Source organism: Phytohabitans aurantiacus, from assembly GCF_027923225.1.
In the GTDB taxonomy this organism is placed as follows: Bacteria; Actinomycetota; Actinomycetes; order Mycobacteriales; family Micromonosporaceae; genus Phytohabitans; species Phytohabitans aurantiacus.
Genome location: NZ_BSDI01000001.1, coordinates 187,413 through 209,707, shown reverse-complemented (window position 1 = coordinate 209,707; position 22,295 = coordinate 187,413). Strand labels below are relative to the sequence as shown.

Genomic DNA, 22,295 nt, shown 5'->3' with positions numbered 1-22,295 from the left:
GGAGAAGAGATCCAACCACGTGCATTCGCCCTTGATCGCGGGGGAGAGCGCGCAGCGCGCGGAGGGCGCGCGGGGGAGAGCGCACGGCGGGGGAGAGCGCGGGGAGCGCGGCGCGGGGAGTGCGCGGCGGGCGGGGGAGTGCGGCGCGAGGGCGCGCGGCGGGCGGGGGAGCGCGGCGCGGGCGCGCAACGGGGGGCGTGGTGCGGAGGGCGCGGAGCGCGGGGGTTAGAGCATGTTGCGGGAGAAGACTGGTAAGGGGTTGGGGATCGATAGGCGGGACCAGGACTTCACCAGCTTGATTGCCGCGAAGAGCAGGGCTGCCGCCACGATGCCGTCCAGCCAGTAGTGGTTGGCGGTGATCACGACGACGCTGATGGTCACCGCCGGGTGCAGCAGCGCCAGCCAGCGCCACCGGCTGGAGGTGACTCGGATCACCGCGATCGCGACCAGCAACGCCCACCCGACGTGCAGCGACGGCATCGCCGCGAACTGGTTGGCCACGCCGTCGGTGCTGCTGTCCGGGTACGCCGAAGGGCCGGTGGCGAGCATCGTGTCGACCATGCCGAACGACGAGACGAGGCGCGGCGGCGCGAGCGGGAAGACCACGTGGAGCGCCAGCGCGGCGGCGGTGAGGACCGCCATCTCGGTGCGCATCCGCAGGTAGTCGGGGCGGTGCCTGATCCAGAGCCAGACCATCGCCAGCAGCGTGCCGGGGAAGTGCACGCCGACGTAATAAAGGTTGGCGATGCGGGCGGTCGACGGCCAGGCGAGTGCCCAGTGCTGGATCAGGGCCTCGTCGGGCAGGTGCAGTGTGCGCTCGAAATCCCAGACCCAATTCGCGTGCCGGAACGCCAGACCTACCTGGCCGTCGGCGAGGTGGCGGACCCCTTGGTACACAATCATCATCGAGGCGATCAGCAACACCTCGATGACCAGTTCTCGAATATGGGTGGCTCGGTTGCGGCGCGGCCTCCGTTCTGGCGGCCTTGCCGTTGGCCGCGGGTCGACAACGACCCGCGAGAGTCCTTCCGTGACTGCCATCGCCGTCCCCCACCGAGCGTTCATCCACGGTTCACGCATTTCAACACTAAGTGAAATGTTTTTACCAGAACAGTGCGGTCCCGTGTGACCCCACGCACAGGTTCAATAATGGGGGCGCCCCTCAAATTCCTTGAAGGACGCCCCGGGTTACTTGCTCAGCTGCAGGTCAGGCCCAGATACGCAGCACCTCGCCGCCGCCGGGAGATACCGCCTTGTTCGTCACGTACAGTGCGCCGTCGTGCCCAACCGCGACGCCGCCCGGCATCGTGAGCTTGCCCGCGGCGATCTCGGTCTTCGTACCGTTTTCGACCCGGTAGAGCGCGCCGGCCTCGTTGCCGCTGAGCAGGCCGTCCTTGGTGATCTGGAGCACCAGCAGCCGGCCCTTGCGGTCGAACGCGATGTCGATGATGTTCGTGAACCCGGTTGCGTACACCGTCTTCGCCTGGCCCGGGACGATTCGCCAGATTCGCGCCGCGCCCGGCTGGAACGGGAAGCCGGTCAGCTCACCGACGTAGTAGGCGCCATCCGGGCCCTTGGTGACCGTGGTGGGCACCGCCTGCATCGGGATCTGCGGCGGCAGGTTCGGGATGCCAGGCGGCGCGGGCACCAGCCGCGATCCGAACGTATCGACGGTCGAGACCGCGCCCTTCTTGTCGATCGCGAGCAGGTCGTTGCCGCCCGCGTCGGTCGCCAGCGCGCCGTGCGGGGTCGCGAGGACGCCGTACGGGTTGGAGTCGATCTCGCCGCCGTCCGGGTTGTGGTCCTTCTCGTACTGGTTGAGGTCAGCGATGGCCTTGACCTTGCCGTGCCGGTGGTGCGGCCACAGCCCCACCACGTGCCCGAGCAGGCGGGCGCCGTGACCCAGCTGGTTGCGGGCCTCGACCGTGCCGGCGCCGCCGATGGTGCCGATCAGCGCGCCGTGGTGTGTCGGCGAGATGTCGTGCAGGCCGAGCGCGAAGGACCCGTCCTCCTCCGCGACCGACGGCAGGCCGGTGACGACGCGCTTCTGCTTCCAGTGCGGCTTGCCCTTGTGCCACTTCGCGTAGACGGCCGTGACCGCGCTGGTCTTTCCGAGGCAGACCTCCGCATCCGGCTCTTCCGGCGAGGCTATGCACGGGCCATGACCGCCCTTGCCCGCCTCGGCGACGTAGAGCACGCCGTGGTCGCCGACGGCGATGCCGCGCGGGTTGTTGAGCTTGCGGGCGACGACGCTGACCGTGGGCTTGTTCTCGGAGGCGGCGGCCGCAGCGGGCGCCCCAGCTACCAGAACGGCAGCGGCTAGAAGACCGACCGGGACAACACGACTAAGGTTCATGAATCCCCCATTCATGGGTAAACCCCGACAGAGGGATCATGCAGGCCGCTGGTACCTGATGTGCCCAAAACCCAGGAATCCACTGGTCTCATCGCCAGGCGGTGGTGATCATGTCGGCCATGTACCCGCACGTCGCGCGCCTCCGCGCCCTGGCCGGCCCGGACGCTGTACCGCCACCGCTGCTGATGCTGGTCGGCATGGTGTCGACCCAGGTCGGAGCCGCGACCGCGAAGGAGCTCTTCGGCGCGGCCAGCGTGGGCGGGGCGACCGCCCTCCGCTTGAGCTTCGGGGCGCTCGTGCTGATCGCTCTCGCCCGACCGGCGCTTCGGCTCGGCTGGCGTACCGCCGGTTACATCGGGGCGTTCGGCATCGCGATGGCCGGGATGAACCTCGCCTTCTACAGCGCGCTCCAGCGGGTACCGCTGGGTGTGACGGTCACCATCAGCTTCGCCGGGCCGCTCGTGATCTCGCTCGCCGCCAGCCGCCGACTCCGTGACGCGGCGTGGGCGGTACTGGCCAGCGCCGGCGTCGTACTACTAGCCGGCGTCGGCGACAGCGCCATCGACCGCACGGGCCTGCTGCTCTGTGCCGCCTGCGCGCTCTGCTGGGCCGCGTACATCCTGCTCGGCAAGGCGGTGAGCGATCGGGCTCCGGGCGGCCGAGGGCTGGCTCTGGGCATGGCTGTCGGTGCCATCGCGGTACTGCCCCTCGGCATCGCCACCAGCGGCACCCAGCTGCTCGACACCTGGACGCTCGTGCTCGGGTTCGGGGTGGCGCTGCTGTCGTCGGTGCTGCCCTACTCCGCCGAGCTGGCCGCCCTCCGGCGGATGCCGGCGCGGGTCTTCGCGGTGCTGCTCAGCCTCGAACCAGCGGTGGCCGCGCTGGTCGGCATCGTGGTGCTGCACGAGCTGCTGGCGTGGCCACAGCTGGTGGGCATCGCCTGCGTGGTCGGCGCGTCCGTCGGCGCCACCCGCTGGTCCCGCTCAGAACGCCAGCACCCATGATCAGGGCGTCCCTCAAGCTGCTCTAACGACTTGAGGGACGCCCTGATCACGAAAGTCTTGCGAGGGCGTCTTCGATGGCGCGGTGGAAGGTCGGGTACGCGTAGATCATGTGGCGCAGCCGCTCGATCGGCACCTCGCCGTGGACCGCCACCGCCAGCCCGCTCAGCACCTCGCCGCCCATCGGCCCCGCCGACGTCGCGCCCACCAGTACGCCGCGGTCGGTGTCGGCGACGAGCTTAATGAAGCCCTCGTTGCCCACCTTGTGGATCCAGCCGCGTGACGACTCCGGCAACGGGCTGACCGACGCGCGCACGGTGACACCGCGTTCGCGGGCCTGCTGCTCGGTCAGTCCGACCGCGCCGATCTCCGGGTCGGTGAAGGTGACCCGGGGGAGCGCCCGGTAGTCAGCCGGCGGGCCCTCCTGGCCGAGGATGTCGCGGATCACGATGCCCGCCTGGTACATCGCCACATGCGTGAACGCGCCGTGCCCGGTGACGTCGCCGACGCCCCACAGCTTGTCGCCGGCCCGCAGGCGGTCGTCGACCTCGAGAGTGCGCGCCTTCGGGTCCAGGCCGACCGTGTCGAGGCCCAAATCGCCGAGCTGCGCCCGGCGCCCTGTCGCCACCAGCAGCTTCTCCCCGGAAACGGCGTCACCGCCGGACAGGTGCACGGTGAACTCGCCGCCATCGTGGCTGATCCGCTCGGCCTTGGCGCCGGACCGGATCTCGATGCCGTCAGCGCCCAGCACCTCGGCCGCCAGCTTGGACGACTCGGGCTCTTCCATCGCCAGGAGGCGGTCGAGCGCCTCGACGATCGTGACCCGTACGCCGAACCGGGCGAACACCTGCGCCAGCTCCAGCCCGATCGCACCGCCCCCGAGTACGACAAGTGACGCGGGCAGCGTCTCGGTCTCGATGGCTTCGCGGTTGGTCCAGTACGGCGTGCCAGCGAGACCTTCGATCGGCGGGATCGCGGCTGACGTGCCGGTGCCGACCACCACGCCCCGGCGAGCCTCGAAGACGTCGTCGCCCACCTGGACGCGCCCCGGTCCGGTGAGCGTGCCGTATCCGCGCACGAACCGCCCGCCCTTGCCCGTGAACCGGTCGACGGCCACCTTGTCGTCCCAGTTGTCGGTGGCCTCTTCGCGGATGCGTTTCGCGACCGGCGCCCAGTCGGGGTGCACCTCCGCACGACCGGCGAGCCCTTCGACGCGGCGCGCCTCGGTCAGCGCGTTGGCCGCCCGGATCATCATCTTGCTGGGTATGCAGCCCCAGTACGGGCACTCGCCGCCGACCAGGTTGTGCTCGATGCCGACCACTGACAGTCCAGCCGCGGCGAGCTTGCCGGCAACCTCTTCACCACCGACGCCCAGCCCGACGACGACAACGTCCACCTGTTCCGCCATGCCGCCAGCATTTCACGGTTCAGCGCGGTGCGTACCGGTTGACGTACTCGCCCTCGGGGTCGTACCGCTCTGCCTGGCGCAGCGGGTTGAAACGCCGGTACGGCCGCGTGTCGTTGCCGGTGCCCGCGGTCCACTGCCAGTTGCCGGAGTTGTTGGCCACGTCGCCGTCGATCAGCCAGCGGTAGAACCACCGCAGGCCCTCACGCCAGTCCAGCTCCAGGTGCTTGGTCAGGTAGTCGGCCACCACCAACCGCGCCCGGTTGTGCATCCACCCTTCCTGGCGGAGCTGCCGCATGCCCGCGTCGACGAGCGGTACGCCGGTTGACCCCTCCTGCCAGCGCGCCAGAGTCTCCGGGTCATATCGCCAGTCTTCGCGCACGCCTCGGCGGTACGCCACGGTGGACAGGTCGGGAAACGCCAGCGCCACCTGGTGGTAGAAGTCGCGCCAGCAGAGCTGGCGGACGAAGGCGCCGTCGGGGTCGTCCACCGCGTTCGCCACCGACAGCGGCGACAGGCAACCGAAGCGGAGGTACGCGCTCAGGTGCGACGTCGCGTCGAGGGCGAGCGCGTCGTGATTCTCCTGGTACCGGTCGACGCGCCGGAGCCAGTCGCGTAGCCGGCGCCGGGCTTCCCCCTCGCCACCCGCGGCGGTGTCCGGTGACTCTCCGGCCGGCGGTGCGGGCAGGTGACCGGCGTCCAGCCCGGACGGGAGCGTGATCCGGCGGGGCGTGGCCACCTCGTCCCGCCACTTCGCACCCAGCCAGGCCCGGTGATACGGCGTGAAGACCTTGTAGTGGTCGCCACCCGCCGGTGTCACCGCTCCAGGGTCGACGATCGTGAGTCCCGGGAAGATCCGCAGGGCGATCCGGTGCCGGTCGCACTCGGCGCGCAGCCGCCGCTCGCGCCTGCGGGCGTACCGGCTGATGTCACCGGAGATCGCGACGCCCTCGGCGCCCACGTCGCGGGCGAGGCGGATGGTCTCGGCGACCGGGTCACCCCGACGGATGAGGAGATCGGCGCCACGCTTTCGCAGGGCGTCACGGAGGTCGGCGAGGCACTGGTGCAGGAAACGGTCGCGGTTCGGCGAGCGGCCGGCCAGCTCCGGATCGAGGACGTACAGCGGGAGGACCCGCTCGGCGTTGGCACAGGCCGCGGCGAGGGCGGGATGATCGCGTACTCGGAGGTCGCGCGTGAACAACACGACCGCGGTCTTCACGGCGCCACCAGTTGGGGCGGGCCCGGCACCCGCACGGGCGTGCCGGTGGCCACCAGCAGGGAGTGCGCCGCCACCGCCACCTTGCGCCAGCCCGGCACGACGGCCCGCCGAGCGAAGACGTCGAACCCGGCCGCCGCGATCTCGTCGAGGATGCCGCCGTAGAGCCGGTACGCGCTGCGGATGCACGCCTGCGAGGCGGGCTCCAGCATGCTCACCCCGGACGCCGCCGCGCCATAGTGGGCCTGCGCGCGCCTCACCTCGTACTCGATGAGCTGCTGGACCTGCGGTGTGGCCGCGCGTCGCGCGGCGCAGGAGACGAGATCGGGCCGGGTGACCCCGAACCTGGCGAGGTCTTCGTCGGGCAGGTAGGTGCGGCCGCGATCGAGGTCTTCGGCGACGTCACGGATGAAGTTGGTGAGCTGGAAGGCGAGCCCGAGCTGGCGGGCCGGCTCGCGGGCGGCGGCGAGGTCGCTGGCGCCGAGGATCGGCAGCATCATCGTGCCGATCACGGCCGCCGACCCCTCCATGTAGTCGAGCAGGTCGGTGTAGGTGGCGTACGAGGTGACCGTGAGATCCATCGCCATGCTGCGCAGGAACGCGGCGAAGTCGGCGTGGTCGAGATCGAACGTGGCGATCGTGTGCAGCACGGCGGGCAGGAGTGGATCATCGGCCGGGGCACCGCGCAGGCCCGCGAGGAAACGGTCGGACCAGTCGCGCAGCTTGGCGGCCCGCTCGGCCGGCGGCAGCGCGTCGGTGCGGTCGACGATCTCGTCCGCGTATCGGGTGAATCCATACAGCGCGTGGACGTGCCGGCGTTTCCAGCCGGGCAGCAGCCGGGTTGCCAGATAGTACGTCCGCCCGTGCCGTTTGTGCAGCTCACGGCAGCGTTCGTAGGCCGAGGCAAGCTCGTCGTCCACCGCTACCTCACCGCCAATCGACTCAGTAATCGACGCAACTCTCCGCCTAGGGTACCCTCGTCGCCATGCGAAGAGTGAGCGGGCCGACCGATCGGGTGATCGTCGTCGGTGCCGGCCTCGGCGGGCTGGCGTGCGCCCTGCACCTGGCCGGCGCCGGCCGGCAGGTCACCGTGCTCGAGCGCGAGCCGGTGCCGGGCGGTCGGGCCGGGCGGCTCGCGGTCGGCGGATACGAGTTCGACACCGGACCGACCGTGCTCACCATGCCTGACCTGCTCGAAGAGGCGCTCGGCGCGGTCGGCGAGCGGCTCTCCGACTGGCTCCGGCTCACGCCTCTCGACCCCGCCTACCGCGCCCACTACCCCGACGGGTCCACGCTCGACGTGATCACCGATACCGCTCGGATGGCGGCGGAGATCGGGCGGGTGTGCGGGCCGCGGGAGGCCGACGGATATCTGCGGTTCGTCGACTTCGCGCGGCAGCTGTGGCGGCTGGAGCGGGCCGACTTCATCGAGCGCAACTTCGACTCCCCGCGCGACCTGGTCACTCTCAACCTGCTGAAACTGCTGTGGATGGGCGGGTTCCGGCGGCTCCAGAGCAAGATCGACCAGTTCTTCGCCGACCCGCGCACGCGGCGGATCTTCTCGTTCCAGGCGATGTATGCCGGCCTGTCGCCGCATGACGCGCTCGCCATCTACGCGGTCATCGCATACCTCGACTCCGTCGCCGGCGTCTACTTCCCCGAAGGCGGCATCCACGCGGTGCCGCGCGCCATGGCCGGCGCGGCGGAGAAGCACGGCGTGACAATCCGGTACGGCACCACGGTCACCGGGGTCGAGACCGCGGGCGGGCGCGCCGTCGGGGTCCGCACCGCCGATGGTGAGCGCATCCCCGCCGACGTCGTGGTCCTCAACCCCGACCTGCCGGTCGCGTGGGCACTGTCGGGGGCACGCCCGCGCCCGCTGCGCTACTCGCCGTCGTGCGTCGTGCTGCACGTGGGTTCCACGCAGGAGTACAGCCGGATCGCGCACCACAACCTCCACTTCGGACGGGCCTGGCGCGGCACCTTCGACGAGGTGATCCGGCGCGGCGAGCTCATGTCAGACCCCTCGCTGCTCGTCACGCGCCCGCCGGCCGGCGCACCCGGCGGGCGGCACGCGTACTACGTGCTCGCACCCGTACCGCACCTCGCTCACCGCCAGCCGCTCGACTGGGAGGGCGGCCTGCGCCAGCGGTACGCCGACGAGCTGGTCGACGTGCTGGAGGCGCGCGGCTACCGGGGTTTTCGGGACGGCATCGAGGTGGCGCAACTCGTGACTCCCACCGACTGGGCGACTTCCGGACTAGCGGCGGGTACCCCGTTCGGGGCGGCCCACACATTCCGGCAGACCGGCCCGTTCCGCCCCGGTAACCTCCATCCCACAGTGGACAATGTCGTCTTCGTCGGCTCGGGCACGCAGCCGGGCGTCGGCGTCCCCATGGTGCTGATCTCCGGCAAGCTCGCCGCTCACCGCGTCACGGGAGGCGCTCGATGATGGATCCTCGCTCGTTGCATCTGGTGGAGCTCGTCGACGAAGCTGGCCGGGCGCTCGGGTCGTCCACTGTGGAAGACGCGCACCAGGCGCCGGGGCAGTTGCACAGGGCGTTCTCGGTGGTCCTCGTCGATCCCGGCGGACGCCTCCTGCTCCAGCAGCGCGCCCAGGTCAAGAGCCGCTTCCCGCTGCGCTGGGCCAACGCCTGCTGCGGGCACCCGGCACCGGGCGAAGACCTGATCACGGCGGCCACCAAGCGGCTCGGCGAAGAGCTGGGCCTCGACCCGGTGGCGCTGACCGAGGTGGGCGTGTACCGGTACTTCGCCGAGGACCCGGCGACCGGGCGGGTGGAGTACGAGTACGACCACGTGCTCCTCGGGGCGGTCGACGCCGACGTGCCGGTGCGGCCCGACCCGCAGGAGGTGGCCGCCGTGCGGTGGGTCCCGCTCGACGAGGTTCGCACCGAGCTACGGGAGCAGCCCAGGGCGTACGCGCCGTGGCTCGGCGGTGTCGTTGAGGCGCTGCCTTCCATCCAGGACGCTGCGGAGCGGTCGGGTGGCCGATGACGGGCTGAGCGCGGGAGCGGTGGCGCGCCGCCTCGGTGTGGCGGTCACCACACTTCGCACCTGGCACCAGCGGTACGGGCTCGGCCCGAGCGGGCACGTCCCGGGCCACCACCGCCGGTACACCCAGGAAGATCTTGCCCGTCTGGACGTGATGCGCGAGCTGACCTCGGAGGGCGTGGCGCCCGCTGAGGCGGCCCGCTGGGCGCGCGGCGCCGGCCCGCGGCAGGTGGTCGACCGGCGACATGGTGGCGGGCGGGTGATCGCCGTAGGCGCGGCGGGCGATGCCGCCCGCGGTCTCGCTCACGCCGCGATGCGCCTCGACGCGGCCGCGATGCGCGAGATCATCGACCGCTCGATCGAAGCCTCCGGCGTCGTGGCCACCTGGAACGGCCTGCTGCGCCCGGTCCTCGTGGGTGTGGGAGACCGGCACGCGGTCGTCGAGGTGGAGCACCTGCTGTCCCGCTGCGTATCCGAGGCGCTGGGCGCGGTCGCCCGCCCGCCCGCGAACGCGGGATCGCCCCGCATCCTCCTGGCCTGCGCCGACGAGGAGCAGCACAGCCTGCCGCTGGAGGCGCTGGCCGCCGCGCTCGCCGAGGTGGGCCTGCCGTGCCGGCTCCTCGGTGCCCGCGTGCCGCCATCCGCCCTCGCCGGAGCGGTGCGGCGTACCGGCCCGGACGCCGTCGTGGTGTGGTCACATTCACAATCCACCGCCGACCCCCGCCAGCTTGACGCGCTGCGATCGGGTGAACACCGTCCGCCTCTCATCATCGCGGCCGGTCCGGGGTGGGACGAACTGCCGGTTGTCATCGAACGACCAGACAGCCTCGACGCGGCACTCACCCTATTGAGTAATCGGACGTTAGTCGGCTAGAAGCCCTCGATTCTCGGGCGCCACTCAAGTAGCGTGTTGTCGCTTTGTTCCCGAACCCCTCGGGAGTCTCACTGATGACGCGACGTGGGGCGTTCACCGCCGCACTGCTCGTACTGACGATCCTTGTCGGCGGTCGCTGGGCCATGGGTCGACAGCCCACCGAGACCGTGGCTCACCAGGCGCTGGGCAACCACGCGGCGCCTGTTTCGCCATCGCCGACACCGACACCGACGCCAGCCGCCACGCCGTCCCGGGCTCCAGCGGCGCCCAAGAAGCCGGCGCCGACGAAGACCACCAAGCCCGGCCCGCGGTCCAAGGTCGGTCCGTTCGGCACAAGGCGGATGACTGGTAGCCGCGGGGTGGCGCTGACCTTCGACGACGGGCCCAACCCGTCGTGGACGCCGCAGGTGCTCGACCTGCTGCGGGCCAACAAGGTCAAGGCCACCTTCTGCGTGGTCGGCACCGAGGTGCGGCAGAACCCTGCCCTGATCAAACGCATCGTGCGCGAGGGTCACACGCTGTGCAACCACAGCTGGCACCACGAGTTCGACCTCGGCACCAAGGCGGAGCAGGAGATCAGGGCAAACATGATCTCCACCAACCGGGAGATCCATCGCGCCGTCCCCGGTGCGCGGGTCAAATACTTCCGCCATCCGGGTGGAATGTGGACCGCCGCGGCGGTCAAGGTCGCCCGCGAGTTGGGCATGACCTCGCTGGACTGGGACGTCGACCCGACCGACTGGTCAAAGCCGGGTGCCGAGGCCATCAAGCAGCGCGTCATGTCCAAGACCAGATCCGGCTCGATCATCCTGCTGCACGACGGCGGCGGAGACCGAGCCGGCACGGTGGCCGCGTGCAAGTCGCTGATACCGGCTCTCAAGCGCAAGTACGGCATCACCCTGCTGCGCTGACCTGCTTCTCCGGAACTCGGACGTGACGCGCCCGGAACCGGTTTGGATGGAGGGTGCGGCGTCGCGTATGCTTTCGAAGCCTCCGGCGGGGCCGGATGGGAGCACAGCTGCCAGAGTTGTCATGTGCAATGATGGCGAGGCCGCCCTCATCGTCTAGCGGCCCAGGACGCCGCCCTTTCAAGGCGGTAGCACGGGTTCGAATCCCGTTGGGGGCACGGTCCGGCCTAGCCGGAGGAGCAAGGTCCTGTGGAGCAGTTGGAGTGCTCGCCGCCCTGTCAAGGCGGAGGTCGCGGGTTCAAGTCCCGTCAGGACCGCTTAAGGCCAGGTAGCTCAGTTGGTACGAGCGTCCGACTGAAAATCGGAAGGTCGGCGGTTCGACCCCGCCCCTGGCCACATAGCCTTTCGCCGGGCTACCGAGCGCCTACCAGCGGAAACGCCGGTGGGCGTTCTCCTATTTTCGATGAAAGAGATCACGTCGGTCCCGGGACGGCCGCACCAGATGGCCGCAGTAGCGTCAGGGCTACCTCGCCCGATGCGAGCATCTCACCCAGCCGCGCGACTGCCTGCCGCTTCATTGCCTCGCTGGGGTCGACGTACCGCTGGGTCGTCGTGATTCGCGCATGCCCGAGGATCTCCTGGACAACGCGGATGTCTGTCCCGGTTGCCACAAGCATGGTTCCGGCGGTGTGTCGGGCAGCGTGCAGCCGCGCGTCCGGTACGCCGGCGTTCACGAGCACCTGTTCCCACAGGGCGTGGTCCTGGCGGGAGTCGAGCCGTGCGCCGGTGGACTGGCAGAACACCAGGTCGTGCTCGACCCAGACCGGGCCGGCGTCCTGTCGCTCCGATTCCTGTTGATCGCGGTGGCGTCGCAGCGCGGCGACCAGCATGGGATCGAGCGCGAGCGGCCGCACGCTGTCCGTCTTGAGGTCGACATCGACGATGCCGCCGCCGGTGCGATCCGGGCACCCACGGGCGTGGTCAGTGCACCCTGGCGGGCAGAGTGGCGGACATGGCCGAGAGTGTCGCGAGCAGCCCGGCAGGACCTGCCGCTGCGGGCAGTAGTGTGGCCGCCCCTTGCAGACACCTGGGTCGGCACATCCATGCTCCCAGCGACGCGGGCAGGGCTTCTGCCGGCACCGCTGCGCCGCGCAGGCGGCCGGGTCCTTGCACCCGTGCCGCCAGGTACGCCGCTGAGCCTGTTTCTCCAGCTCCAGGTAGGGCGCTTCCCCATCGAGATGAATCTGGGACCAGCGAAGCCCGAGCACCTCTCCCTGTCGCAGGCCAAGCATGAGCGCGATCAGCCAGCGAGCCTCCAGGCGGTCGTTGACGATGGCCATCAAGACCTTCTTGACTGCGTCCAGGTCGAGAGGCTTGATCCGCTTGGCGGTGCCGTCGGGAGCATCGATCAGGGCGCAGACGTTCCGGGCGGCGCGACCGCGCCGGTGTGCGACCTTCAGCGCCCGGCTCAGCACCCTGTGGCATTGGAGGACGTAGGCCGGAGCCATCCCCGCCTCACGGAGGTCGGTGTACGCCTGCTCGACGTGTTCGGGCTGGATTAGCCGCGTCGTTCCGGCCAGGCGCCATTGCCCGATGCGCGGAATCAGGTGCGTCTCGATGATCGGCTTGTATGCCGCGTACGTCTTGTATCGGCGGTTGGGTTTGACGATGTTCTGGAGCCAGTGCCGGAGCCACTCAGCGACTGTCGGTGCGGTGCCGATCTCGGGCACGTGGCCCTGGCCGAGTTGCTCCGCGAGCGCGTCGTACTTGGCCGCCACTGCGGCGGCAGTCTTTCCGGTCAGCTTTCGGCGGTCAAGGCTCCCGTCGGGCTTGGTGCCGACAGTGACGTCGATACGCCAGCGGTCGCCGTATGGGCGAATCTTGGGTCTGCGGTTGGGTTGTCGCCCCATGCTCTACTCCTCGGATCTTGAGGTAGAGCTACCTTTCGTGCCGCGCCGGGAACGGCACCAGGTTCTCCTGGCCGTACTCCTGGCTCGCGACTTCCTGCGCCCAGTCCATCCAGCGCTTTGCGCCGGTAGTGGTGCCGAGCTGCTCGACCTGTGCCGCAAGTGCGGCCAAGCCTCTGGCCAGCTCGCGGTGCCGCTGCTCCGCTTGCCGCTCTGCTCGGTCGTGCCGCCGCCGCCACCGCCTCTGTGAGGCCCAGGAGACGGCGAGCTGCACGGTGACGACCGAAACGACGCCGGCGCAGAGCAAGGCTGCGTTCGCGAGTACTGCTGTGTGCCAGTCCCACGTCAGGGCGACGATCATTGCCGCACCGCACCACAAGAAAGCGACGAGTCCGAATAGGACGTCGAGCCCTATCTGGCGGCGGTCCTCGCGGCGGCGGTCGATTCGGATGTCCTGAGTGGGCATGGTTTCAGACAGCATGCTGGGTCGGCCTCCTAGCGACTTGCTGACTAAGGGTCGCCCCTGCGTATGCCCCCGCTGGGGTGAAGTCGAAGGTAACGAAAGGTAGCCGTGGTGGTTACTGTCTGAGGTCAGACGTTTGGGTGGTATTGATCCACCGAATCAGCTGGCACGTTGTGACGGCGGCCCGGGACGGCGTGCCAGAGCCCGCAGAGTCTCGCGGATGTGGTATTTCTCCTGCTCCGTGACCTTGGGGTCGACCAGGCGGCGCAGCACCAGCTCGACGTCCGGGTCCATCGGCGGCGGCCCTGGCATCGGCGAGCGGTCGCGCTTGCCTGGCCACAAGATCAGGAACGCGGCCGCCGGCGGGATGTCGAGGCCGTCACAGAAGTCGAGCACCTGACCCGCTTTCGGGTCCTCCGTCCAGTCGCCGCGCAACCAGCGGTGCAGTGTGCTCTTCTTGGTGCCGGTCTTTTCGAGAACCGTCACCTGATTCCAGCCGCGATGCATCAAGGCGTCGTCGAGCGCCCGCCGTACGAAGCGACTGAATGCGACCTGACGTGCCTTGAGTGACGGCCGGGCTTGCACGGTACGACGGTAGGTGCCATACGGGGGACGTGAGTCCCGTGGGCGGGATAAGTCCCGTCTGCGGCACCCTGGATGTGTCGTGTCGTGTCTGCGTGTGCCAGCGATTCTTAGTACGCGCATGCCCACACGGTAGGGCAATCAGGTGATCCAAAAAACTGTCCGAAAGTATGAGCGGTGCCGCGCGTGGCACTGATCTACTGTGGTGCCATGCACGGCACTCCAGACACATCCAGTCCTGCACGTGGCACTCAGGACTCGCGCCGCCAGCCGGCGGTGCCCGCGATCTTCGTCAGCGTCGATGACGCAGCGCTGGCCCTCTCGCTGAGCCGGCGCGAGATCTATCGGCTCATGGACGACGGCGACCTGGAGGGCGTCAACAAGGGGCGCCGCCGGCTCGTCGTCGTGGAGTCGCTGCACATCTACGCGAGGAAGCTCCGCGACGACGCGGCCGAGCAGCGGCTGGCGGCCGCTACGTCGGCGGCGTGATGACGCACCCGTCCGGCCCTGCCGGTCCCGGACCTAGCGGTCCGGCTGGGCCTGGTCCGAAGGACAGCGACTAAGAGCGGCCCTCGCGACGGTGGCACCCGCGCGAGGGCCAGAGAACCCGATCCAGGAAAGGACTTGGTTTCGATGACCAACGGTACTGATCACCCGCCGGTGACGCTGCCCCAGGGCGCGCCGGACGGGGTGGTCATCAACGTGACCGGCTCGCTGATGTTGCAGATCGTGGCCTACGGCGCCACGGTCCAGCCGATCGAGCGCCACCTCTACACGATGTCGACCCGTGACGGGCAGCCCTTGGGCCTGATGACGACGGACCAGCTGTGGAGCGACTCGGACCAGATTCTGGCCGAGCGGTTCCGGCTGCTGGCTTCCAGGCACGCGGAGGGCGTGCCGTACGAGGTGACCGTGGTACCCGCGAGCAAGCGCGCCCGGCGCGGGGATGGCGGTGCGCGATGAGGCTGCCCAGCGAGTTCCGGCGCGCCCTGCTGAAGACGATCGCGCTCGCCGAGCCGACCCCGCGCGGCATCCGGTTCGCTCCGGAGCCGGCCGATGCGCATCTGCACCTGGAGTTGGAGTCGATCGGCGACCTGCGGCGGTGGCTGGTCGTGCTCGGCGCATCCGATGAGGAGGTGCTGATCGAGCACGTTGACGGCGGTGTGCGGGCGACGTCGTGGGTGCTGTGGATGCACATCCATGTCCGCCTGACCGCGCAGGACCCGCAGGGCCCGGGCGGCGGCGAGGGCGAGCAGGCCGGCGCCGTCGACGACCTGGCTGACCTGACGCGGCTGGGCGAGGAGTACCTGCCGGACCCGGCCGAGCGGCTCGCGGCGGTCGCCGCGGTCGCGCCGGCGTACGTGCGCCCGGTACCCGTACCGGAGCCGGTCGGCGCCGCCGCGGTGGTGCTCGTCGACGAGGACCAGGCGCAGCGGCGCGTCGACCGGTGGGCGGCGGTAACTAGCGCGCTGGAGGCCGGGTGCCCGCCGCCGGCGCACGTGGACGTGTCGCCCGACGGTTGGGTGCTGCAGGTCGACCTGCCCGACGAGGCCGCCGTCGTCGCGTGGGCAGCGCAGCTCGGCGTCGCCGACACGCTGCGGTCGACGATCCGCAAGCAGCGCGGCGTGGTCCGCCGGGTCACCTGCGCCGGCCGGGACCACCCCTGGACGCTGAACTTGCGGTGCACGGTCGACGTCGCCGGTCTGCTGCCGGCGCCGCTCGCGGACGACATCGGGTCCCTCGCTTGGCCGGAGCGCGCGGGCCGGGCGTTGGCGGTGGCCGCGTGATCGCCGCGATCGTCGCCGGGGTGCGCGAGGCCGCGCCGGAGGCCGGTGGCCTGATCGCCGTGGCCCTGTTCCTGGCCCTGTGCGTGCGGGCGGGTGCCCGGTGACCGCCGCGGTGGCGGCGCCGTCGGTGGTGCCGGTGCAGGCCGGACCTGTCGACGAGCCGACCGGTGCGCACGCCGAGGTGTGGGCGCTGATCGTGGCGGCCCAGGCCGGCGACCGGGACGCGTTCGGCACGATCTACAGCCGGTATCAGGACGTCGTGTTCCGGTTCGTGTACTTCCGGACCGGGGGGAACCGGCAGGTGGCAGAGGACCTGACGCAGGACACGTTCCTGCGCGCCCTGCGCCGGATCGGCTCCTTCACCTGGCAGGGCCGCGACCCGGGCGCCTGGTTCGTGACGATCGCCCGGAACCTGGTCGCGGACCGCTTCAAGTCGGCCCGGTACCGGCTGGAGGTCACCACCGGCGACATGTTCGACGTCGACCGGGAGGCCCGCGGCCCGGAGGGCTCACCCGAGACGGCCGTGGTCGACCACATCACCAACCTCACCCTGCTGGACGCCGTCGCACGGCTCAACCCCGAGCAGCAGGAGTGCATCGTCCGGCGCTTCCTGGACGGCTACTCGGTGTCCGAGACCGCGGCGGCGATGGGCAAGAAAGAGGGCGCGATCAAGGCCCTCCAGTACCGGGCGCTCCGCGCGCTGGCGCGGCTGCTGCCCGACGGCTTCGAGGAGGCACCGTGGTGCTGAACGTGACGGTCGCGGTCATCGCGGCCCTGGCCGGTGCGTTGGTCGGCGCCGTGACCGTCGGCCTGGCGGTGCGGGCCCGCCGCCGCGACGACGACGCCAACATCGCGCAAATCCTGGCCGACCTGGTCGACCTGGCGGTGCGCTCGGCGCCGCCGGATCGGCGGTCGACGGTGCAGCACCTGGCGACGCTGACGGCCGAGCGGTGGCAGCCGGACGGGCACCACGTGATAGGCGACCAGGAGCCGCCAGCGGCGGGCCAGCGCGGCGTGTCCGCGGCCGCCGTCAACCGCCAGTTGCGGCAGCGGGCGGGTGGTTGGCGTGGTTGATGTGCAGACGCTGCTCGCGGTGCCGGCGGCCGCGCTGATCGGTGCGAACGTGACCGGCTGGGCGGTGCTGGTGGTCGTGCGCCGCCGGCGGCGTGCCCAGCTCGTCGACGTCGGCGGGTACGCCGGCCGGCACCGGCCGCCGGGCGCCGCGGCTGACGATGCGTTCCGGCTGGCCGAGTTGGCCCGGCCGGCGGCGCATTCGCAGCGGGCGACGCCGGTGCACCGGTACGCGTGGCCGGCGACCGGGCGGGGGTGAGCGTCATGGCGGTCGGCCGGGGACCTTGGGTGTCCGATGTGGAGTGTCTGGATTGCGGGCAGCCGTTGCGCGACCCGCTGTCCAAGGCGCTGCATCGCGGCCCGAAGTGCCGGCGCCGGCTGCGGATTGCCCGCGCTGGCGTGGCGCTTCCGCTGCTGCCCCGCGCCGCGTTCGTCGCGGCGCAGCCCGGCCAGACCGCCTTGCCGCTCGACGCGGCCACCGACACGACTGCTGCGGCCGCGCCGGCGGAACGTCCGGACCCGAAGGCGCCGCACGACTACGAGGCGGACCCGGCCGACGAGACCCGCGATTGGTCCGGCAAGCCGGCGGCGCCGTGCCGGTGGTGCCAGCGGCCGCGCAAGAACAGCATCCACCGCCGCCCACGGACCCCACGAACCTCCCGCGATCCCCGCCGCGAGCTGCTCGCCGCGGCTGGCAGGGAGCGCGACCGGGCGGTCCTGGGCGAACGCGACGACGAGGAGTGATCAGCATGGCTGAGCTGTACCCGACCAAGACCCGCCGCGCGTTGCTCGACGCGATCGCGAACGCGCAGGTGCTCACCGACATCACGGCGCCGGCGCTGGACGTCATCCTGCTTTTCCCGAACGCGCCTACGGAGTGGCAGACCCGGCAGACGGTGACCGCGCGGGTGCGCGAGCTGGAGGCCGCAGGCTGGGTGGAGGAGGACGACGCCGGCGTCGAGTGGCGCACCACCGACGCCGGCGAGGCCGCCCGGACCGGACCGGCCGGGCCGCCCGGCGGGTACGGGCCGCAGCAGCTTCAGGACGAGCTGGGCCTGCACGTCTTCCAGTTCGACCGGGCGCTGGCCGCCGGGCTGATCCCACCGCGGGACGCGGCCCGCGGCTGGTCGGCTGCGACCGTCGCCGCGCTCACCGCGCGGGCCGGCGAGATCCGTGCCGCGGTCGGTTCGGTGCCCGACGTCGGCGCGGTCCGCGCCGCCGAGCTGCTGTCCGAACGCTTCGGCGTCGACGTGCACACCGGCGCGGTGCTGGAGCTGTCCAACATGGACCTGCTCCCATGCGTTGGCACGTACAAGGACCACCCGCTGTACTGCGGCCGCACGCTGGAGACGTTCAACGACAGGAGCGCGCTCGACAAGGCCATCGAGCGCGGCCGGCTCCACACCGCTGACCGGGTCGCCGCCTACTTCCGGGTGCGACGGTCCGATGTGGACCACCTGATCCGGGCCGGGTGGCTCAAGCCCACCACGTACGTGCTGGGCCCGTGGCAGCGTCGCCGCGACCGGCCCGAGGTGGCCCTGTACCGGCAGGCTGACCTGGACGTGCTCGCGGAGCATCCCGCGATCGACTGGGACGCCGTGCGCGCTACACCGGCCGGTCGTCCTTCGCAGCTGGCCCGGCTCACCGCAAGGCAGTGACCGATGGACCGCGCCGCGCGTCAGGAGCTGCTCGACGCGCTGCTGGCCGAGCGGTTCGGACCGCCCCCGCTGCCCGACCTGCCGCGCCCGGTACTCGTGGACCGGCCGGCGTTGCTGCGCCGGGTGGCGGAGGACCCGGCGGTGACCGAAGCACGCCGGCGGCGGCTGTGCGAGTCGATCGACGGCCGCTACCTGGTGCCGGTCAAACACCCGCCGCCGCGGCGTACGGCCGACGCGGCATGAGACCCGATGGAGGTGCCCGAATGGAGATCACGCTCAACGCCGACGACGTGACCATGCTGGTCGCGGTCGAGCAGGGCCGCGTCGAACACGATCCGCGGTTCACGGCACCGGACTTCGAGGTCGACCCAGGCCCGCCAGTGATGCGCCGGCGAGCCACTCAGCGGCTGCGGCCCTTCAAACGGTGGCAGCTGGTCGACCTGGTCGACGAGGACCAGGCCGACCAGTACGGCGTCCGCGCCTACCGGCTCACCCAGCTCGGCGCCCGGCTCCTCGATGAGGCCCGCGCGCAGGAGGCGCTCGCGCTCGCCGAGGCCGACACCTGGGGCACGCCTACAGACTCCCCGGCCGCGTCTGCGGCGGGGGCAACCCGATCCGAGGAGACATCTTGATCCGCAAGATCCAGGCCGGCGTGCTCGTCATGGTCGCGCTCGCGGCCGCCGTGGTGATGGCGCTGACCGCACCGGCCGTAGCGACGGAGCCCATCGGCGACCCGAGCAGCTCGCCGTCCGCGACCGCGTCGGCCGAGCCGACCGTCAGCGCGTCGCCGGAGCCGTCGGCCACCGTGGAGCCGACCGTGACCGCGGGCGTCGACCCGACGCCGTCGGCCACCGATCCGGCCGCGTCCCCGTCGACGGGCACGGCGCCGCCGGACGGTGGCAGCGACCTGCCGCAGACCGGTACGGCGGTGTGGGCGGTCGGCACGCTCGGCGCGGTGCTGGTCCTGATCGGCGTGCTGGCGATTGCCATCGGACGCCGCCGCCGGCGGTACGTGGCCTGACGACTGGGGCCCGGCGGCGACTTCCCTGCCGCCGGGCCCTTCCCGCCCAGCACCAGCCGCGCGCAGCTGCCCGGCCCGGCCGTCTTCCGTGGGAGCGGCCGGGCCGCGGCGTATCGGGGGGAACCATAGATGTTGATCATTAGGGGGGTGGTGCGGTGACGTGGCTGAAGTCCTCGGACACGGCCGGCAACCACCCGGTGGTGCTGAGCCCATTGGCGTGGCCAGCACAAGACGGCGACGTGTTCCGCGAGGACCTGGCCAACCTCCTATTCGGATTCGTCAACCGATGCGCCTTGCACTCCGCCCAGTACGACACCGACTACGTCATCTCGGACGCCACGGTGTCCTTTGTGGCCGGACAGAACTGGCAGCTACGCGCCGAGCAGGCAAGGCGTGCCGGCTACTGGACCCGCGTCGACGGCGGCGGCTGGTTGCTGATCGACGACAGCGAGCACCTGTTCAACATCCGGCTACGCGCCGAGAAGGAATGGGAGCGGACTAGAAAACGCGACAACGGCAACCCAGCGTTGACCATCCCGGTCAGGCTCCGTGATGGCGACGGCTGCCGCTACTGCGGCCGCGTCGTCGACTGGAAAGCCAGGCGCGGCAGCCGCGCCGGCACCTACGACCACGTGTACCCCGGCAAGGCCGCCCGGGGTCCTGACGACCTGCGGGTGTGCTGCGGCGGCTGCAACAGCGCCCGCGGCGACAACCCGGACGCGTTCGCCGCGCTGCCCGCGCCGGCGACCCCGTTCTACGGCGAGCTGACGGTTGCGCTGCTCGCCGAGCACGGCATCACCGTTCCGATGTCCACACCACCGCGACCCGGCACCGTGCCGGACCACGCGACCCCAGCACCCGGCGACCCTGCACCCAGCGGGACCACGCGACCAGCTCTACCCGCACCGCCCACGCGACCCGCCAGCCCGGCGGACACCGCGCCCAGCAAGCCCACCGCGACCCGGCAGCCAGCCGAGCACCGCGCACGCAACACCGCCGCGACCCGCCAGCCCGGTGGACACCGCGCCCAGCACCCCCGCGACCGGGCCACCAGCCCGACACCGCCCGCAGCGCCCGGCGACCCGGCGGCCGGCCGGACCACGCTCGCACCCAGCCAAGATCAACAGCGCTCGCCAGGCGGCGAACCTGCCGGAGCCGGCAGAAATCGGCAGATCGGCAGCCTGCCGGACCTGACCGGGTCGGGTCGGGATCGGGACGGGTCGGGAGGCCCTGCCCTGAGCCCGCCCACGACGAACCGCAACAGGCGCAGGAGAGGCCGCCGTGGTCGAGCACATCGCCCTACCCAGGAGGACCCATGACCAAGACCATCACCCTGGATGTCCATGTCCGGGTACCCAGCTGGTCCTTGGCCCGGACACTGCTCGTGCACCTGCTCATCGGGATGGCCACCGGCGCCGGGATGTGTATCGCCTTCGTCGTCGGCATGACCGTGCTGGCGTGGCTGGCATGAGCGGGCTGATCGACTCGGCGCCGTACGTGGTCGAGCAGATCCGGATCACGATCATCGACCTGCGCACAGCGTGGGGGTGGCTCGACGAGCTCGTCGAACCTGGCCGCGACTCGGCGCCCATGCCGGTGCTGTCCGACGACCAGCGGGCCCGGCTCGACGAGGTCGCCGCAGCCGAACGCGTCGACCGGCTCGCCCCGCCGGTCAACCTGCCGTACGGGGCCCGCCAGTTCGCGCCGACCTCGGCGTACGCGTCGCCGGCGACCCGGGCCGGCGCCCGCCTGGGCGTGATCGACGCCCGCGCCACCGTGCACGGCATGGTGCTGGAGACCGCCCGCCTGGTCGCCGGGTTCCTGCACGCGTCCTACGTCGGCGGCCGCGCCGGCGCCGCCGCGGTGCTGGATGCCCTGGAGTTCATCGACGGCCCGCGCCCGTGCTGGGTGGCCACCGTCGCCGGCGTGATCTGGTGGCGCGACCCCGCCGGCGCGATCGTCGACGTGCGCGACGTCGACGCCCTGGCCGCCGTCGACGTCGCGCTCCAGCGGGCCCTGCGAGTCGCCCGACGAGCCGCCCGGGACGTCGACGGCGACCCGGTCGCCCCGGTCGACCACCGGTGCCCCGCATGCGGCCGCCGATCCCTGGAACTGGACTACGGCAGCCAACAGGAGCTGGTCGACGGCGCCGTGCGCGAGCAGGCCCGCCGCCGCTGGACCGTCTCGTGCATCAGCATCGCCTGCCGCTGCGCCGGCGAAGGCTGCGGCTGCCGCCAGCGCGTCCGGTACGAGGGCCGGCGTCACGCGTGGTCGTACGGCGAGCTGGCCGGCCCGTTCGGGCTGTGGCATGCCATCGCGGCCGCCGACCGTCGCCGGCGCGGCCCGGAGGCCCGCGTCGGCTCCGAGACGGCCGGACACGGCGGCTGGTCCGAACGGCGCGTACCGCGCCGGGTTGGCCGGGCCCAGCGCGACAACGACGGCGTGCTGTGGTGGGACCGCGAGCGAGCCTGTGCCCAGCTGGGCGTCAAGCCGCAGAACCTGTGGGACTGGGCCCGGCGCAGCGCGACCAACCCCGACTTCCCGCGGCTCGATCCGCCATGGAGGGACGGGTCGATCTCGTGGTACCGGGCCGAGCAGCTACTGGACGTCGACGAGCACCTGGCCCGCACCACCAAGGGCCGCAACCGGAGGGCAGCATGAGCACCATGGACCTGATCGAGTTCCTACGCGCCCGGCTCGACGAGGACGAGGAGCGCTGGCGTCACCTGGCCGATCAAGGCGAGCAAGGGTACTGGGATTTCCACCTGGCCGAGGTCGACGCCAAGCGGCGCATCCTGGCCGAGGTTGTTGATGAGGCGACCGGGCTGGATGAACAGGTTGATGGGGAGTTCCGGGTCGGCTCCCGCGATCTGGTAGCCGAGCCCTACCTCGGCACCGTGCTCTTGCGACTTCTCGCCCTGCCGTACGCCGAGCATCTGGACTACCGCGAGGAGTGGCGGCCGCAGGCGGGCGACACGCGGCCGGACTAGCGCGACTTGACCTGATCCGTCCGATATCTCAGGATGGGTGCCAG

Annotated in this window: 27 protein-coding genes, 3 tRNA genes and 1 pseudogene; 23 read left to right on the top strand and 8 right to left on the bottom strand. The window is 71.2% G+C overall.

Features of this window, described 5'->3' with window-relative positions:
- Positions 1 to 225 precede the first annotated feature (225 nt).
- Together QMG73_RS01080 and QMG73_RS01075 are read right to left on the bottom strand one after the other, a co-directional pair.
- A complete protein-coding gene (locus QMG73_RS01080; RefSeq protein ID WP_281891789.1) occupies positions 226 to 906 on the bottom strand; it encodes a phosphatase PAP2 family protein in 681 nt (226 codons plus the stop codon).
- A gap of 301 nt (positions 907 to 1,207) precedes the next feature.
- Positions 1,208 to 2,356 carry a ScyD/ScyE family protein gene (locus QMG73_RS01075; RefSeq protein WP_281891788.1) on the bottom strand — a complete coding sequence of 383 codons (1,149 nt, stop codon included), beginning with the start codon at positions 2,354 to 2,356 and terminating at the stop codon, positions 1,208 to 1,210.
- 110 nt (positions 2,357 to 2,466) lie between these two features.
- Here QMG73_RS01075 and QMG73_RS01070 point away from each other — a divergent pair, with 110 nt between their 5' ends.
- Positions 2,467 to 3,360: an EamA family transporter gene (locus QMG73_RS01070; protein ID WP_281891786.1), complete on the top strand. Its 894-nt coding sequence runs from the start codon at positions 2,467 to 2,469 to the stop codon at positions 3,358 to 3,360.
- 46 nt (positions 3,361 to 3,406) lie between these two features.
- On the opposite strand, the gene QMG73_RS01065 is transcribed toward QMG73_RS01070, so the two are convergent.
- From QMG73_RS01065 to QMG73_RS01055, 3 genes are read right to left on the bottom strand one after another with little or no spacing between them, the layout of a single operon-like run.
- Entirely contained in the window at positions 3,407 to 4,765 is a 1,359-nt protein-coding gene (locus tag QMG73_RS01065; RefSeq protein ID WP_281891785.1) for a dihydrolipoyl dehydrogenase family protein, read from the bottom strand.
- 19 nt (positions 4,766 to 4,784) lie between these two features.
- Positions 4,785 to 5,981, bottom strand: a complete 1,197-nt coding sequence (locus QMG73_RS01060) for a cryptochrome/photolyase family protein (RefSeq protein ID WP_281891784.1) — start codon at positions 5,979 to 5,981, stop codon at positions 4,785 to 4,787.
- The gene (locus QMG73_RS01055) at positions 5,978 to 6,898 is read right to left on the bottom strand and encodes a phytoene/squalene synthase family protein (RefSeq protein ID WP_281891783.1); all 921 of its coding nucleotides are present in this window, start codon (positions 6,896 to 6,898) and stop codon (positions 5,978 to 5,980) included. The genes QMG73_RS01060 and QMG73_RS01055 overlap by 4 nt, the downstream gene beginning before the upstream one ends.
- A 65-nt stretch (positions 6,899 to 6,963) precedes the next feature.
- On the opposite strand from QMG73_RS01055, the gene crtI reads away from it, so the two are divergent.
- The 7 genes from crtI to QMG73_RS01020 all read left to right on the top strand — a co-directional run bounded on the left by crtI (position 6,964) and on the right by QMG73_RS01020 (position 11,168).
- Positions 6,964 to 8,430 carry a phytoene desaturase family protein gene (gene crtI, locus QMG73_RS01050; RefSeq protein ID WP_281891781.1) on the top strand — a complete coding sequence of 489 codons (1,467 nt, stop codon included), beginning with the start codon at positions 6,964 to 6,966 and terminating at the stop codon, positions 8,428 to 8,430.
- Positions 8,430 to 8,993 carry an isopentenyl-diphosphate Delta-isomerase gene (gene idi, locus QMG73_RS01045; RefSeq protein ID WP_281892185.1) on the top strand — a complete coding sequence of 188 codons (564 nt, stop codon included), beginning with the start codon at positions 8,430 to 8,432 and terminating at the stop codon, positions 8,991 to 8,993. Before crtI ends, idi begins: the two co-directional genes overlap by 1 nt.
- The gene (locus QMG73_RS01040) at positions 8,983 to 9,864 is read left to right on the top strand and encodes a MerR family transcriptional regulator (protein WP_281891779.1); all 882 of its coding nucleotides are present in this window, start codon (positions 8,983 to 8,985) and stop codon (positions 9,862 to 9,864) included. Before idi ends, QMG73_RS01040 begins: the two co-directional genes overlap by 11 nt.
- A 74-nt stretch (positions 9,865 to 9,938) precedes the next feature.
- Positions 9,939 to 10,775, top strand: a complete 837-nt coding sequence (locus tag QMG73_RS01035) for a polysaccharide deacetylase family protein (protein WP_281891778.1) — start codon at positions 9,939 to 9,941, stop codon at positions 10,773 to 10,775.
- A gap of 142 nt (positions 10,776 to 10,917) precedes the next feature.
- A tRNA-Glu gene (locus tag QMG73_RS01030) sits at positions 10,918 to 10,990 on the top strand.
- 25 nt (positions 10,991 to 11,015) lie between these two features.
- Positions 11,016 to 11,089, top strand: a tRNA-Asp gene (locus tag QMG73_RS01025).
- A 5-nt stretch (positions 11,090 to 11,094) separates the two neighbouring features.
- A tRNA-Phe gene (locus tag QMG73_RS01020) sits at positions 11,095 to 11,168 on the top strand.
- 77 nt (positions 11,169 to 11,245) lie between these two features.
- On the opposite strand, the gene QMG73_RS01015 is transcribed toward QMG73_RS01020, so the two are convergent.
- The 3 genes from QMG73_RS01015 to QMG73_RS01005 form a co-directional block, all read right to left on the bottom strand.
- Positions 11,246 to 12,682 (bottom strand): tyrosine-type recombinase/integrase, encoded by a 1,437-nt coding sequence (locus tag QMG73_RS01015; RefSeq protein WP_281891777.1) that lies wholly within the window; start codon positions 12,680 to 12,682, stop codon positions 11,246 to 11,248.
- Positions 12,683 to 12,710: 28 nt separating this feature from the next.
- Complete coding sequence (locus QMG73_RS01010) at positions 12,711 to 13,160, bottom strand: hypothetical protein (RefSeq protein WP_281891776.1); 450 nt, start codon at positions 13,158 to 13,160, stop codon at positions 12,711 to 12,713.
- Between the two features lie 141 nt (positions 13,161 to 13,301).
- Positions 13,302 to 13,727 carry a transcriptional regulator gene (locus QMG73_RS01005; protein ID WP_281891774.1) on the bottom strand — a complete coding sequence of 142 codons (426 nt, stop codon included), beginning with the start codon at positions 13,725 to 13,727 and terminating at the stop codon, positions 13,302 to 13,304.
- Between the two features lie 207 nt (positions 13,728 to 13,934).
- On the opposite strand from QMG73_RS01005, the gene QMG73_RS01000 reads away from it, so the two are divergent.
- The 15 genes and pseudogenes from QMG73_RS01000 to QMG73_RS00930 all read left to right on the top strand — a co-directional run bounded on the left by QMG73_RS01000 (position 13,935) and on the right by QMG73_RS00930 (position 22,251).
- Positions 13,935 to 14,213 carry a helix-turn-helix domain-containing protein gene (locus tag QMG73_RS01000; protein ID WP_281891772.1) on the top strand — a complete coding sequence of 93 codons (279 nt, stop codon included), beginning with the start codon at positions 13,935 to 13,937 and terminating at the stop codon, positions 14,211 to 14,213.
- A 144-nt stretch (positions 14,214 to 14,357) separates the two neighbouring features.
- Positions 14,358 to 14,687: a hypothetical protein gene (locus QMG73_RS00995; RefSeq protein WP_281891771.1), complete on the top strand. Its 330-nt coding sequence runs from the start codon at positions 14,358 to 14,360 to the stop codon at positions 14,685 to 14,687.
- Positions 14,684 to 15,511: a hypothetical protein gene (locus tag QMG73_RS00990; protein WP_281891770.1), complete on the top strand. Its 828-nt coding sequence runs from the start codon at positions 14,684 to 14,686 to the stop codon at positions 15,509 to 15,511. The genes QMG73_RS00995 and QMG73_RS00990 overlap by 4 nt, the downstream gene beginning before the upstream one ends.
- A 178-nt stretch (positions 15,512 to 15,689) precedes the next feature.
- A pseudogene (locus tag QMG73_RS00985) lies at positions 15,690 to 16,259 on the top strand (sigma-70 family RNA polymerase sigma factor); the annotation flags it as partial.
- A complete protein-coding gene (locus QMG73_RS00980; RefSeq protein WP_281891769.1) occupies positions 16,250 to 16,585 on the top strand; it encodes a hypothetical protein in 336 nt (111 codons plus the stop codon). The pseudogene QMG73_RS00985 and the gene QMG73_RS00980, both read left to right, overlap by 10 nt.
- On the top strand, positions 16,578 to 16,841 hold the full coding sequence (locus tag QMG73_RS00975) for a hypothetical protein (protein WP_281891768.1): 264 nt from the start codon (positions 16,578 to 16,580) through the stop codon (positions 16,839 to 16,841). The genes QMG73_RS00980 and QMG73_RS00975 overlap by 8 nt, the downstream gene beginning before the upstream one ends.
- Positions 16,842 to 16,846: 5 nt before the next feature.
- Positions 16,847 to 17,326, top strand: a complete 480-nt coding sequence (locus QMG73_RS00970; protein ID WP_281891767.1) for a DUF6011 domain-containing protein — start codon at positions 16,847 to 16,849, stop codon at positions 17,324 to 17,326.
- Positions 17,327 to 17,331: 5 nt separating this feature from the next.
- Positions 17,332 to 18,240: a hypothetical protein gene (locus tag QMG73_RS00965; RefSeq protein ID WP_281891765.1), complete on the top strand. Its 909-nt coding sequence runs from the start codon at positions 17,332 to 17,334 to the stop codon at positions 18,238 to 18,240.
- 3 nt (positions 18,241 to 18,243) lie between these two features.
- On the top strand, positions 18,244 to 18,483 hold the full coding sequence (locus QMG73_RS00960; RefSeq protein WP_281891764.1) for a hypothetical protein: 240 nt from the start codon (positions 18,244 to 18,246) through the stop codon (positions 18,481 to 18,483).
- A 20-nt stretch (positions 18,484 to 18,503) separates the two neighbouring features.
- Positions 18,504 to 18,872, top strand: coding sequence for a hypothetical protein (locus QMG73_RS00955; protein ID WP_281891762.1), 369 nt, complete (start codon positions 18,504 to 18,506; stop codon positions 18,870 to 18,872).
- A complete protein-coding gene (locus QMG73_RS00950) occupies positions 18,869 to 19,261 on the top strand; it encodes an LPXTG cell wall anchor domain-containing protein (protein ID WP_281891761.1) in 393 nt (130 codons plus the stop codon). The genes QMG73_RS00955 and QMG73_RS00950 overlap by 4 nt, the downstream gene beginning before the upstream one ends.
- Positions 19,262 to 19,416: 155 nt before the next feature.
- Positions 19,417 to 20,580: an HNH endonuclease gene (locus QMG73_RS00945; protein WP_281891760.1), complete on the top strand. Its 1,164-nt coding sequence runs from the start codon at positions 19,417 to 19,419 to the stop codon at positions 20,578 to 20,580.
- Positions 20,577 to 20,732: a hypothetical protein gene (locus tag QMG73_RS00940; RefSeq protein ID WP_281891758.1), complete on the top strand. Its 156-nt coding sequence runs from the start codon at positions 20,577 to 20,579 to the stop codon at positions 20,730 to 20,732. The genes QMG73_RS00945 and QMG73_RS00940 overlap by 4 nt, the downstream gene beginning before the upstream one ends.
- Complete coding sequence (locus QMG73_RS00935; protein WP_281891757.1) at positions 20,729 to 21,922, top strand: hypothetical protein; 1,194 nt, start codon at positions 20,729 to 20,731, stop codon at positions 21,920 to 21,922. Before QMG73_RS00940 ends, QMG73_RS00935 begins: the two co-directional genes overlap by 4 nt.
- Positions 21,919 to 22,251 (top strand): DUF6221 family protein, encoded by a 333-nt coding sequence (locus QMG73_RS00930; protein ID WP_281891755.1) that lies wholly within the window; start codon positions 21,919 to 21,921, stop codon positions 22,249 to 22,251. The genes QMG73_RS00935 and QMG73_RS00930 overlap by 4 nt, the downstream gene beginning before the upstream one ends.
- Positions 22,252 to 22,295 lie beyond the last annotated feature (44 nt).

Coding starts and splice junctions, on each gene's coding strand:
- QMG73_RS00955 (WP_281891762.1), top strand. CDS start 18,504: ATGGAGATCACGCTCAACGCCGACGACGTGACCATGCTGGTCGCGGTC.
- QMG73_RS00960 (WP_281891764.1), top strand. CDS start 18,244: ATGGACCGCGCCGCGCGTCAGGAGCTGCTCGACGCGCTGCTGGCCGAG.
- QMG73_RS01000 (WP_281891772.1), top strand. CDS start 13,935: ATGCACGGCACTCCAGACACATCCAGTCCTGCACGTGGCACTCAGGAC.
- QMG73_RS00965 (WP_281891765.1), top strand. CDS start 17,332: ATGGCTGAGCTGTACCCGACCAAGACCCGCCGCGCGTTGCTCGACGCG.
- QMG73_RS00930 (WP_281891755.1), top strand. CDS start 21,919: ATGAGCACCATGGACCTGATCGAGTTCCTACGCGCCCGGCTCGACGAG.
- crtI (WP_281891781.1), top strand. CDS start 6,964: ATGCGAAGAGTGAGCGGGCCGACCGATCGGGTGATCGTCGTCGGTGCC.
- QMG73_RS00940 (WP_281891758.1), top strand. CDS start 20,577: ATGACCAAGACCATCACCCTGGATGTCCATGTCCGGGTACCCAGCTGG.
- QMG73_RS00935 (WP_281891757.1), top strand. CDS start 20,729: ATGAGCGGGCTGATCGACTCGGCGCCGTACGTGGTCGAGCAGATCCGG.
- QMG73_RS00990 (WP_281891770.1), top strand. CDS start 14,684: ATGAGGCTGCCCAGCGAGTTCCGGCGCGCCCTGCTGAAGACGATCGCG.
- QMG73_RS01070 (WP_281891786.1), top strand. CDS start 2,467: ATGTCGGCCATGTACCCGCACGTCGCGCGCCTCCGCGCCCTGGCCGGC.
- QMG73_RS01080 (WP_281891789.1), bottom strand. CDS start 906: ATGATGATTGTGTACCAAGGGGTCCGCCACCTCGCCGACGGCCAGGTA.
- QMG73_RS00970 (WP_281891767.1), top strand. CDS start 16,847: ATGGCGGTCGGCCGGGGACCTTGGGTGTCCGATGTGGAGTGTCTGGAT.
- QMG73_RS01035 (WP_281891778.1), top strand. CDS start 9,939: ATGACGCGACGTGGGGCGTTCACCGCCGCACTGCTCGTACTGACGATC.
- idi (WP_281892185.1), top strand. CDS start 8,430: ATGGATCCTCGCTCGTTGCATCTGGTGGAGCTCGTCGACGAAGCTGGC.
- QMG73_RS01010 (WP_281891776.1), bottom strand. CDS start 13,160: ATGCTGTCTGAAACCATGCCCACTCAGGACATCCGAATCGACCGCCGC.
- QMG73_RS01015 (WP_281891777.1), bottom strand. CDS start 12,682: ATGGGGCGACAACCCAACCGCAGACCCAAGATTCGCCCATACGGCGAC.
- QMG73_RS01075 (WP_281891788.1), bottom strand. CDS start 2,356: ATGAACCTTAGTCGTGTTGTCCCGGTCGGTCTTCTAGCCGCTGCCGTT.
- QMG73_RS00995 (WP_281891771.1), top strand. CDS start 14,358: ATGACCAACGGTACTGATCACCCGCCGGTGACGCTGCCCCAGGGCGCG.
- QMG73_RS01065 (WP_281891785.1), bottom strand. CDS start 4,765: ATGGCGGAACAGGTGGACGTTGTCGTCGTCGGGCTGGGCGTCGGTGGT.